The following is a 12,243-nucleotide window of genomic DNA, read 5'->3' as shown; positions in this document are numbered from 1 at the left end:
AGATTCAATGGTGAGTTAAATCTAGATTATTCGATCATCAGTTATGTTTTTTTAAAACTATGGGCAGACAGAAAGGTTTGGGGCAAGTCACCGATTTCGATCTCAAACTACTCAGAGTATTTAAAACCGTCGCCGAATGCGGCAGTTTTTCCTCCGCCGAAAGTCTGCTAGGCATTACCCGCTCAGCAATCAGCCTGCATATGTCCAATCTGGAAAAACGCCTGGGTATGCGACTATGCCAGCGGGGACGCGCGGGCTTCGCGCTAACGGACGAGGGGCGGGAAATCCTTCGTATCAGCGAATCGCTATTGACCTCTATCGAAACATTTCGTCAGCAGGTCAATCAGTTGCACAAGCAACTGCGAGGTGAATTCAACATCGGTATTATCAATAACCTGATCACCCAACCCAGAATGCTTATTTCAAACGCGCTAACGGTATTACGCGGTCAGGGTATGGATGTGCGAATCAACTTAAGCATGAGCACCCCTTCGGAGATTGAACGCGGGTTGATAGAGGGACGATTACACGTCGGCGCCCTGCCGTTAATCTCCCCGCTGCCAAGTCTTAATTATATTGAGATTTATGAAGAGCGGACGAATCTCTATTGCGGACGCGGGCACGCACTGTTCGACAAAACGGAACCTATCAGTATTGGCCAACTTAACGCAACGGAGGCGGTGGCCCCCAGTTATCGAATGACCGCCGAAGAGATATCCCTCCACCGGATGATTAACTGCTGTGCAACGGCGTCAGATCGCGAAGGCATCGCATTTCTGATTCTTACCGGGAAATTTGTAGGCTTCCTCCCCGACCATTATGCGAATATCTGGGTGGAGCGAGGTATGATGCGAGCCATCGAAACGGACAGGTTGTTCTACAGCTCAAAAATAGCCATCGTTACCCGCAAAGGCACTCAACCCAATATGATATTGAAACTGTTTCTCTCCGCACTTGGCATCGAAAAATAATCTTCCCCATCTATATATATGGCCGTACCGCAGGCCAACGCGCCGGCAACTTTACAGAATGGGATAATCACCCAGTTATATATAAATAATCTTTTAACGGCTTAATGGGAACGGCGCGGACTTGGGTAACGGCGAAATACGTAGCTCGCCCTCAAGCTGCGGCAAATATCTTTCTTTTGCCGCAGCAATGAGTGACGGCCCGTACCAACAACGCGAATCAATATCATTCGATTTTATGTAAGATAAAGAATCAGGACTCATCGAAAAACTTGCATCGTTTCTCATTAGAACGCCAACCAATGCAGATAATGTTGATATTCCCCTTCTTCTCTAGCTCGTAACAAAACGATGTATCTAGATATGAGTCCCAATAGATAAACAACCGGATAGCAAAAACACCAGACTTATACTGCTCAGCAAAAATAGCTTTTTCATAAAATCATCTCCGGTAAGCGCAGCCATCGGCCGCGCACCATCCTTCACATATTTATCAGAACAGAGAAACGCACCCGGTCAGCAGCAGCGCTGACGCCAAACACCCCAGGAAAATCACGGCCTTCATATAACCCCCATAACCACAAAACCATTTATAAAGAGACATAACAAAACCAAACGGTTTAGTTTTGTTCTATTTTGGCTTCGTTGTCAAGTCCAAAGAGAGAGACTGAAAGACAAATTCATAAAAAGAGATAACGCCTCAAGGGAAAGAGCCAGCGCTCGTTGCTTCCATAGTCCAGGATGAAGCTCGTCGGCGCCGCGCAAACCCCTTCCTCTGCCTTTACCCTCGAATCCGCGACGGCTGCGAGTAACACTGAAGATACCTGCCGACCCGGCAAGCCCCCTGACGCTGGAAAAATGGGCCAAGGCGGGCGCGATGTCAGTCGGCACATTACGGTCTGATGTTAAGAAGACGGGACCAAGCATTTCGCACTGGCGGCAGCAGGCGAAGCATTCCACGCATTGGCGATGCTGGAGCAAGGCATCTCCGTCACGCAAGTTTCGGACTCGCAGGAATATGCCTCGACAAGTAATTTCATCGCGATGTTTCGGCGCGCGTTCGGGGATTCGCCCGGTCACTGCATTACCGGGAAATTAATGGAAGAATAAACGCATAGTCTATTATTACGGCTATTTATCCGATCGGCGCACGATAATTACCCTCACCATGCTAAACTAGCCCTAAATATTAAAGACGCCAAACAATGGAGTATTGATAATGCCTAAAGAACCGCAAAAAGAACAAGAAAATGACAAGCAGGATAAAAGTGCTTCCTTCGCCACCAATGAATTACTTAAATCACGTTCGGTTATTATTTCAGGTGAAATAACACAAGCGCTGGCAGAGAAAGTCACCGCTCAATTGCTTATTTTGCAGGAAATGGGCGATGAACCCATCAAGTTATTTATTAACAGCCAGGGGGACATGTCGAAGCGGGCGATACTATCCATGACATGATTAAATTCGTTAAGCCCAAAGTGCTGGTTATCGGCACCGGCTGGGTGGCCAGCGCGGGCATTACTATTTATCTGGCGGCGGATAAACAGAATCGCTATAGCCTGCCGAATACCCGCTTCATGATACATCAGCCATTAGGCGGCGTTCAGGGTCCGGCCACCGATATTCAGATTGAAGCGAATGAACTGTTGCGTATCCGCACTCGCATTAACAAACTGATCAGCGAGGCTACCGGGCAACCGCTGACAAAAGTCGTGGAAGATACCGATCGCAACTACTGGATGACGCCGGAACAAGCCATCGATTATGGCATTGCCAGCCATCTGATTACGCGTTGGGACGAGCTGGAAGCCTAACTCCGCCAGCCCAAACGGATTCACGCCTCATGCCGCACGCTGGCCGAAAAGCGGCGGCATAGTAGCCTTGCAAGCATGGAACGCCATATAACCGCTTATCCCATCAATATCTCTGCCGGCATATCGCGTCTATATGCCTATCGCCGATGTTACCTGTCCCAGCCGGCGTTGCCCTATTTTTCACGCATAACATAAAAATATGGCCATCCCGGAACGATATATCTCTCTGTAAAAACCGCTGCGGAAATAACCTTTGAACCATTTACGACTCAATTGACGGTACATTGATGCAAAAAGCATCAATGCCGTAGTGATTTCGTGAGATAGCCGCGCTTTCCCGCCTTTATCCGACATATTGACATCCCATACATATCATGGTCTGTTTGAACCAATTGAGAATTGGGATGAACCAATGAGTAGAACCATAGAAAAAAAAGCGGCAGAGAATTCCAATTATGCGTTGGAGCGATTACGGGAGCTGTTGAGCGAAAGCGCCATTGAGCCGAATGGCAAGTTACCTACGGAACGGGCGCTTTCGGAACGCTGGGGCGTAGGCAGACGGGAGGTCCGCCGGGCGCTGGAAGTGGTTGAAGCGGAGGGGCTTATTTGGCGCAAACAGGGGGCCGGCACCTTCCTCGGACAAAAACCGGACCACTGGGGCACCCACGCCGCCGACCTCATCGAAGGTACCAATTTCATGGAGATCATGGAGGTGAGACTGCGTATCGAGCCGCAGTTGGCGCAGTTGGCGGCGTTGCGGGCCAAGCCGAGGGATATCGAACGCATGCGGGCGTTGCGCGATAAAATTTACGAACGAACCGACGCAGACTGGCGCGAACTCTGGGATGGTTCACTGCACCGTTTGATTGCGCAGAGCGCCGGCAACCAGCTTTTTCTGTCGCTGTTCGACGTCGTCAACCGCGTCCGGCAAGACCCGGCCTGGCAGGCCATTCGCGAGCGGGCGCGCAGGCAGAACGCTTCGCTGGCTGAATCACGAATTCACCACAACGAAATTATAGAGGCCATCGCCGCGCGCGATCCGGAAAAAGCCGGCGAGGCGATGCGCCGGCATTTGCTCAGCCTTGAGGAAAGGCTGATACGTCAAACGTCGCTGGGCTACTTCGCCCCGGCGGCATTGGGTGAAGAGTCAGACTGATATTTTAGGCGGGCCGTCAATTCGGCCAGCGATAACCGACCAGAGGAATGACGACATGAACCGACTTACCAAACAGACCGGGCTATTGCTGGCCGGGACTTTAATGGCTTCCGCGGCGTTTTCAGCGGAACTGCGTATCGGTCTGCAAGATGATGCGGACGTATTGGATCCCGCACAGTCCCGAACTTTCGTCGGTCGTATCGTCTACACTAGTCTGTGCGACAAGCTGGTCGATGTGGACAATACCCTGTCGATTATTCCCCAGTTGGCGACTAAATGGGAATGGGGCGACAACGGCAACACGCTAACCATGGATCTGCGTCAAGGGGTAGTGTTTCATGACGGGACGCCCTTCAACGCCGAGGCCGCCGTCTATAATATCGAACGTTACATGACGATGCCGGAGTCGCGCCGCAAGAGCGAGCTGGCCTCCATCGCTAAAGTCGAGGCGACCGGCGCATATCAGATCAAATTCACGCTAAAAAGTCCGGACGCCAGCCTTCTGGCCCAGCTATCCGACCGTGCCGGCATGATGATTTCGCCGACGGCCGGCAAACAACTGGGCGCCAATTTCGGCTCCAATCCAGTATGCTCCGGCGCCTTTAAATTCGTTCAGCGCGTTCAGCAGGATCGTATCGTGCTGGAGAAATTTGCCGACTACTGGAATGCCGACAATATCTTTATCGATAAGGTTACCTTCCTTCCAATTCCTGACACCACGGTGCGCCTGGCCAACCTGCAGTCCGGCGAGCTTGATATGATTGAGCGCCTGTCGGCGTCCGATACCGAAGCGGTGCAAAAAAACCCGAACCTCGTTTACGGCAAAGTCGTCGGGCCGGGCTATATGGCGCTGTACGTCAACATCGGCAATGGCCCGCAGGCTGATAATCCGTTCGGCAAGGATAAGCGGCTGCGTCAGGCCTTCTCGCTTTCCATCGACCGTGAAGCAATTAATCAGGTGGTGTTTGAAGGAACCGCGCTGGCCGGCAATCAGCCATGGCCATCCACCAGCCCGTGGTACAACAAGAATATTCCGGTTCCGGCGCGCGACGTGCAAAAAGCCAAAGCCCTGATGAAAGAAGCCGGGTACGAAAAATACGACATCGAACTTCAGCATGCCAACAACACCACGCAGACTCAGATGATGCAGGTGATTCAGTCGATGGCCGCCGAAGCGGGCTTTAACGTCAGGCTGAAGGCGACCGAGTTCGCCACCCTGCTGTCTGAACAGACGGCGGGAAATTATGTTCTGTCACGCTCCGACTGGTCCGGCCGCCCCGATCCGGACGGCAATATTCACCAGTTCGTCACCTGCAAGGGCGGCATCAACGACACCAAATATTGCAACCCGGAAGTCGACAAGCTGCTGAACGAGGCTCGCGCATCGACGGACAACGCCGTGCGTAAGGAAAAATACGATGCCGCGACCAAGATCCTGGATGACGATCTGCCGCTTATCTATCTCGGCCATCAGGCCTACCTTTATGCCTACTCAAAAAAAATCACCGGCTTCGAACCGTCGGCCGACGGCATGATCCGCCTGACGGGGGTGAAGAAAGGCAATTAAGCCCGATAGATTTCAAGATGCAGGAAGGCGGCAAGAGAGAGAGTCCCGATGAGCTTACACCAGTAAGTGATTCGGGTGACAAATCTGCCTGGAGCAGATTTGAACGCTGCTTGCAGCGGCCCCACCGGGGCGAGGCCCAGGGAAGGGCCAAGTAATGAGCGTAGCCAACACACCTGCGGCTTGAAAGATGAAGGGGTAAGCCTGTTCCGTCAACATCCCGGAAACGTCTGCGGCGCTTTTCGGGATATCCGGTTAAGCCTTGTCTGAACGAGGAGTCGCTTTCATGCATATCTACATCGGTAAACGGCTGCTGGTAGCGATACCGACTCTGTTGATCATTTCTATTTTCGTTTTTTCATTGCAGAAGCTGCTGCCGGGCGATCCCATACTGGCGATGGCGGGCGAAGAGCGCGATCCGGCCGTTATTGAGCTATTGCGCGATAAGTACCGGATGAACGATCCCGTCGTTTATCAGTATTTCTATTGGCTTGGCGACGTTGTCCGGGGAGATTTCGGCGTATCTCTGCGCACCAATCAACCGGTATTGGATCTTATCGGCGAAAAATTGCCGGTCACTATCCAACTGGCGCTAATGTCGATGTTTTTCGCCCTGATTATCGGCGTGCCGATCGGTATTCTGGCGGCGGTAAAACAAAACACGTTCGTTGATTATATCGCCAATATCGTGGCGCTTTCCGGCCTTTCCATTCCCAACTTTTGGCTCGGCATCATGCTGATCCTGCTGGTTTCCGTAAACCTTGGCTGGCTGCCCGCTTCCGGTTATGAATCGATATTCGTCGATCCGGCACGCTCGCTGCAAACCACGATCATGCCCGCATTCGTGCTTGGCACGGCGCTGGCGGCGACGCTGATGCGCCATACCCGCTCGGCGATGCTGTCGGTGATGAAGTCGGATTATATCCGCACCGCGCGGGCCAAAGGGCTTTCCAATCGCGAGGTGGTGCTCAGCCACTCTTTCCGTAATGCGCTTTCGCCGATTATTACGCTGACGGCGCTGCTGTTTGGCGAACTGCTCGCCGGTGCGGTGCTGACCGAGCAGATCTTTACCATTCCCGGTTTCGGCAAGCTGATTGTCGATGCGGTATTCAACCGCGACTATGCGGTGGTCCAGGGCGTGGTGCTCTGCACCGCAGTGGGTTTTATTTTCATGAATCTGCTGGCCGATGTTATCGCCGTTCTGCTTAACCCGCGAATGAGGAGCGCGCTATGAGTATTTCCGATCCACAGTTGGCCGCGCCGCAGGCCGTTCGGGAAAGCCGGGCCTGGAAAAAGATGAAGCGCAACCGTAGCTCGATTGCCGGTCTGATCATCATCGTCTTTTTCACCCTGCTGGCGATTCTGGCGCCCTTCCTGCCGCTGGCCGATCCTTATGCCACCAGTTGGAGCGCCATCCGCAAGGCGCCTTCCGCCGTTCATTGGCTCGGTACGGACGATATCGGCCGCGACGTGCTTGCGCGCATGGTATGGGGGGCGCAGGCGTCGCTGATGGCCGGCGTGATCTCCGTCGCCATCGCGGTGCTGACGGGCGTTCCCTTCGGCCTGATCTCCGGTTACTTCGGCGGCTGGATCGATCAGGTCATCTCCCGCATTACCGAAGCGTTTCTCGCTATGCCCTTTCTGATCATGGCGATTGCGCTGGCGGCATTTCTCGGACCGAGCCTGACCAACGCGATGATCGCAATCGGCCTCTCGGCCATGCCGATTTTCGTGCGTCTGACGCGTTCGCAGGTGCTGGCGGTAAAAAACGAGGACTATATCGAAGGCGCCCGCTCCATCGGTCTCGGGCATGGCGATATTCTGCTGCGCTATATTCTGCCGAACATCCTGCCGCCGATTATCGTTCAGTCTACGCTGACGGTGGCGACCGCCATTATCGCGGAAGCCAGTCTTTCCTTCCTCGGTTTGGGCCAGCAGGCGCCGGCCGCCAGTTGGGGCTCCATGCTCAACGTCGCCAAAAACTTCCTGACGCAGGCGCCATGGATGGCCTTGTGGCCCGGCGCGGCGATCTTCCTGGTGGTTATCGGTTTCAATCTCCTTGGCGATGGTCTGCGCGATGCGCTCGATCCGCGCGAAAATTAAAACACAGACAAAAGGATATCGTTATGCACGCATTCACCACTCGCCCCGAAATCCTCGGCACATTCGGCGTTGTGACGTCAACCCACTGGATGGCCTCCGCCGTCGGCATGAGCATTCTGGAAAAGGGAGGCAACGCGTTTGACGCCGCCGTGGCGACCGGCTTTGCCTTGCAGGTATTCGAACCCCATCTGAACGGCCCCGGCGGCGATATGCCCGCCGTCATCTATTCCCGCAGGAAAGACAAAGTAGAAGTCATCTGCGCGCAGGGAACCGCGCCGGCCGGCGCCACCATCGAGCGCTATAGCGACGAAGGACTCGATTTGATCCCCGGCGACGGCCTGCTTGCCACCGTCATTCCCGGCGCCTTTGACGGCTGGATGCTGATGCTGCGCGATTACGGCACCATGAGCGTGCGCCAGGTGCTGGAGCCGGCGATCCACTATCTGGAAAACGGCCATCCGCTGCTGCCGCGCGTCGCGGCGACGATCGGCGATCTCGGCGAATTTTTCAAAAAAGAGTGGCCGACCTCCTATGCCACCTGGCTGCCGGGCGGCGCAGCGCCGGAAGCGCTGTCAAATTTCAAAAACCCGGTTCTGGCCAATACCTGGCGGCGGATCATCAGCGAAGCCGAAGCCAAAACCGGCCGCGAAGCGGGCATTGAAGCGGCAAGGGATGCGTTCTATCGCGGCTTCGTCGCCGACGCGATCGGCGACTACCTAAAGACGGCCGAAGTCATGGACGCCAGCGGCAAGCGTAACAAGGCGGTGCTGACCACCGAAGATCTGGCTAACTGGCGCGCCACCATCGAAGAACCCCTCACCTACGACTACCACGGCTGGACCATCGCCAAAACGGGGCCATGGGGACAAGGGCCGGTGCTACTGCAATCGCTGGCTTTACTGAAAGGCATCGATATCGGCGCAATGGATCCGGCCGGAGTTGAATTTGTACACACCGTAGTGGAAGCGATGAAGCTGGCCTACGCCGACCGCGAAGTTTATTACGGCGATCCCGCATTTTCCCAGGTGCCGATTGAGACGCTGCTTTCCGATAGTTACAACCGGGAGCGCCGCAAACTGATTGGCGCGCAAGCGTCGCTGGATTTGCGCCCCGGCCGCCTGCCCGGCTTTGAGGAACAGTACGATCTCACCCTGCGGATGCTGAACGCCATGCGCGGCACCGGCGCCGTCTATGAACCTACCATGTCGCACCTCACAGAGAAACGCGGCGACACGGTGCATATTGATGTCATCGATCGCGAAGGCAATATCGTTTCCGTCACGCCGTCGGGCGGCTGGCTGCAATCGTCCCCCATCATTCCGGGGCTTGGCTTCTGCCTCAATTCCCGCGCCCAGATGTTCTGGCTGAAGCCCGGCCTGCCGACATCGCTGGCGCCCGGCAAGCGGCCGCGCACCACGCTGACGCCCTCGCTGGCGCTGTATCAGGGCAGGCCGACGCTGGCGTTCGGTACGCCCGGCGGCGATCAGCAAGACCAGTGGCAGCTGTCGTTCTTTCTGCGTTACGCGCATTTCGGTATGAACCTGCAACAAGCCATCGACCTGCCGCTGTTCCATACCGCGCATTTTCCCGGTTCGTTCTATCCGCGTACCCGGCAACCCGGCAATGTGATGATCGAAAGCAGTATTGGCGAAGCCGTATTGGCGGCGTTAAGCGCGCGGGGCCATAAAATTTCCACCGCCGCTCCCTGGACGATCGGGCGCTTAACCGCCGCCCGACGCGATCCCGATGGCCTGTTGCACGCGGCCGCCACGCCGCGCCTGATGCAGGCATATGCGATTGGCCGATGACAAATTGGCTCAAAGCGGACGGTTATCGAACCGGCGGGCTTGCCGATGGTTCGATACACGACAGACAGCAGCATGATGTTGAGGAAAAACATGACCATAAATGAGATAAAGCCGACGCCGGAAACCGTACTTTCGGTTCAGAATCTCACTACCGCCTTCCTGGTGGACGGACAATGGAAACCGGTCGTTCGTGATATTTCCTTCGAGGTAAAGGCGGGAGAAACGGTGGCGGTCGTCGGCGAGAGCGGTTCCGGCAAAAGCGTCACTTCGCTTTCCATTATGCGTCTGCTCGATCCCCGCGCAAGCCGTATTGAAGGGAAGATCGTACTCAACGGCAAAGATATTCTGTCTTTGTCGGAAAAGCGTATGCGCGGCGTGCGCGGTAATGACGCGGCCATGATCTTTCAGGAACCGATGACGTCGCTCAATCCGGTGTTCACCATCGGCAGACAAATTTCAGAGGTGCTGCGCCGTCATAAGGGCATGGATAAAGCCGAAGCCCGGGCGGAAACCATCCGTCTACTGGAAAAGGTGCGAATCCCCAATGCTCAGGGGCGGTTCGATGAATACCCCCATCAGTTTTCCGGCGGGATGCGCCAGCGCGTGATGATCGCCATGGCGCTGGCCTCCCGCCCCAAACTGCTGATCGCCGATGAACCCACTACCGCGCTGGACGTTACCATTCAGGGCCAGATATTGGATCTCATCAAGCAGTTGCAGGAAGAAGAAGGCATGGCCGTGCTGTTTATCACCCATGACATGGGCGTGGTAGCGGAAATCGCCGATCGCACGATTGTGATGTTCCGCGGCGATCAGGTGGAAACCGGCGAAACCGCCAATATTTTTCATCATGGAAAACATCCTTACACGCGAGCGCTGCTGGCCGCGGTACCGAAGCTCGGTTCCATGGAGGGCCACGCCTGGCCGCTCCGCTTCCCGCACATCGATATGGCAAGCGGAGCGATCACGGAAGCCAAAGATGTGCCGGATACGGTCGAAGGCGGCCGCACGCCGGTACTGTCGGTAAAGAACCTGGTGACGCGATTCGATATTCGCTCCGGTCTGCTTGGCCGCACAAGCGGCGCGGTACATGCGGTGGAAAACATTTCGTTTGATCTTTTTCAGGGAGAGACGCTGTCGCTGGTGGGGGAATCCGGCTGTGGGAAATCGACCACCGGCCGTTCAATTACCCGGCTGATTGAACCGCGCAGCGGCGAAGTCATGCTTGACGGATTCGATGTGCTGAATCTCGATCTAATCGGGCTGCGCACCATGCGCCGCAGCGTACAGATGATCTTCCAAGACCCGTTCTCCAGCCTTAATCCCCGCATGACGGTGGGAGCCGCCGTCGCCGAGCCGATGATCAAGCACCGCTTGGCGACCCATAGCGAAGCGCGCAGACGGACTGCCGACCTGCTGGAACGGGTAGGACTATCGCCAGCGATGATGGATCGCTACCCCCATGAATTTTCCGGCGGCCAACGCCAGCGCGTGGCGATTGCCCGTGCATTGGCGCTCAATCCGAAGGTTATCATTGCTGATGAGAGCGTTTCCGCCCTTGATGTGTCGATCAAAGCACAGATTTGCAATCTATTGCTCGACCTACAAGAGCAGTTCAAGATTGCATTTCTCTTTATTTCTCATGATATGGCCGTCGTGGAGCGCGTCAGCCATCGGGTGGCGGTGATGTGTCTGGGGGAAATCGTCGAGATCGGCCCGCGCGCGGCGATCTTTACCAACCCGCAGCATCCCTATACCCAGAAGTTGATTGCCGCCGTACCGGTTCCCGACCCTGCGCGCCGGCGAGTGCGCCGCAACGCCGCCATTGATGAGTTGAGGAGCCCCGTCCGGCCTCTCGATTATGCGCCTCCGCAGCGAATCTATACGGAAGTCGCCCCCGGACACCTGGTGATGGAAAATTTTGCGTCTTGATAAAATCCGCTGATAAGCGGGACTATTTTAAGTAGTTACGCAGTATGTTGTTCAATGCGGGAAATTGATGAAAACCATCACAGCCTAGAAAATGTCCGCATCCGGTAAAGCTGTATAGTTCTGCATCCAGCTGCTCGCGCAGTTTTACCGTATGATGCGGGGCAACGACGGGATCGTTGGACGACAGGATGGCGATGCGATGTTTTATCGTTTGGCGTAATAAATCGAAATCAATCTGTGCTGCGGTGAAATCGTTAAGTTCCGGATGCGTTTCAATCTGTTCTGAAAAACCGGAAACCAAGATTACGCCCCCGACTTTCAACCGCCCGCGCAAAGAAGACAAGTAGCGTAAAACGGTGATACACCCCAGGCTATGACCAATAAACCAGGTTTTTTCATTTGGTATATCAATGGTTTTACTCAGTTTCGCCAGCCATTTATCTGGCTTGGGCGCACGCGGCATAGGCATTTTGGGGATAAGAACGTGGACGTTGGCGTCTTCACACTGTTGGCGCAACCATTGGAACCAATGGTGCCGTGGCGTTGATAAGAATCCATGTACTATGATGATGTTATTAACATAGCTCATACATCCTCCCGATTGTTCCAGGAACAACTCAACGAACGTGGTAAGCAGATAACGGAGCAACCATAACGCGTTTCTGTGTCAGAAGCATGTCAAAAAAGTAAAAAAGCTCCATATGCGCGTCATACTTCAGGCCGTATCCGGGTTAGCGCAGCTACTTTGCCGGCCGCCCCCTTCCCTGCGGAATCAACCGGTTATAATCAAATAGCGCCAATTCATTAAACTGTAAACAATTATTCATTTTAGTGAAATAAAAATAAAGTATATTTGACACATAAGGATTACCCACAACACTTCATTGAAGGAGTTAT

The 12,243-nt window shown here is 54.7% G+C and carries 8 protein-coding genes and 1 pseudogene; 8 read left to right on the top strand and 1 reads right to left on the bottom strand.

Annotated features, from left to right (window positions below):
* The first annotated feature begins 59 nt into the window (after positions 1 to 59).
* The 8 genes and pseudogenes from HC231_RS07885 to HC231_RS07850 all read left to right on the top strand — a co-directional run bounded on the left by HC231_RS07885 (position 60) and on the right by HC231_RS07850 (position 11,346).
* Entirely contained in the window at positions 60 to 971 is a 912-nt protein-coding gene (locus HC231_RS07885) for a LysR family transcriptional regulator (protein WP_208230501.1), read from the top strand.
* Between the two features lie 1,216 nt (positions 972 to 2,187).
* Positions 2,188 to 2,783: pseudogene (locus tag HC231_RS07880) on the top strand (ATP-dependent Clp protease proteolytic subunit).
* A gap of 412 nt (positions 2,784 to 3,195) precedes the next feature.
* On the top strand, positions 3,196 to 3,939 hold the full coding sequence (locus HC231_RS07875) for a FadR/GntR family transcriptional regulator (protein ID WP_208230500.1): 744 nt from the start codon (positions 3,196 to 3,198) through the stop codon (positions 3,937 to 3,939).
* Between the two features lie 55 nt (positions 3,940 to 3,994).
* On the top strand, positions 3,995 to 5,506 hold the full coding sequence (locus tag HC231_RS07870; RefSeq protein ID WP_208230499.1) for an ABC transporter substrate-binding protein: 1,512 nt from the start codon (positions 3,995 to 3,997) through the stop codon (positions 5,504 to 5,506).
* 283 nt (positions 5,507 to 5,789) lie between these two features.
* Positions 5,790 to 6,737 carry an ABC transporter permease gene (locus HC231_RS07865; protein ID WP_208230498.1) on the top strand — a complete coding sequence of 316 codons (948 nt, stop codon included), beginning with the start codon at positions 5,790 to 5,792 and terminating at the stop codon, positions 6,735 to 6,737.
* Complete coding sequence (locus HC231_RS07860; RefSeq protein ID WP_208230497.1) at positions 6,734 to 7,606, top strand: ABC transporter permease; 873 nt, start codon at positions 6,734 to 6,736, stop codon at positions 7,604 to 7,606. The genes HC231_RS07865 and HC231_RS07860 overlap by 4 nt, the downstream gene beginning before the upstream one ends.
* A gap of 23 nt (positions 7,607 to 7,629) precedes the next feature.
* Positions 7,630 to 9,414 carry a gamma-glutamyltransferase family protein gene (locus HC231_RS07855; RefSeq protein WP_208230496.1) on the top strand — a complete coding sequence of 595 codons (1,785 nt, stop codon included), beginning with the start codon at positions 7,630 to 7,632 and terminating at the stop codon, positions 9,412 to 9,414.
* Positions 9,415 to 9,504: 90 nt separating this feature from the next.
* Entirely contained in the window at positions 9,505 to 11,346 is a 1,842-nt protein-coding gene (locus HC231_RS07850) for an ABC transporter ATP-binding protein (protein WP_208230495.1), read from the top strand.
* A 22-nt stretch (positions 11,347 to 11,368) separates the two neighbouring features.
* On the opposite strand, the gene HC231_RS07845 is transcribed toward HC231_RS07850, so the two are convergent.
* Positions 11,369 to 11,935, bottom strand: coding sequence for an RBBP9/YdeN family alpha/beta hydrolase (locus tag HC231_RS07845; RefSeq protein ID WP_208230494.1), 567 nt, complete (start codon positions 11,933 to 11,935; stop codon positions 11,369 to 11,371).
* Positions 11,936 to 12,243: the final 308 nt, after the last annotated feature.

It is taken from the genome of Brenneria izadpanahii (assembly GCF_017569925.1).
In the GTDB taxonomy this organism is placed as follows: Bacteria; Pseudomonadota; Gammaproteobacteria; order Enterobacterales; family Enterobacteriaceae; genus Brenneria; species Brenneria izadpanahii.
The sequence above is the reverse complement of the archived record's forward strand: the minus strand, read 5'-3'. Positions and strand labels throughout refer to the sequence as shown.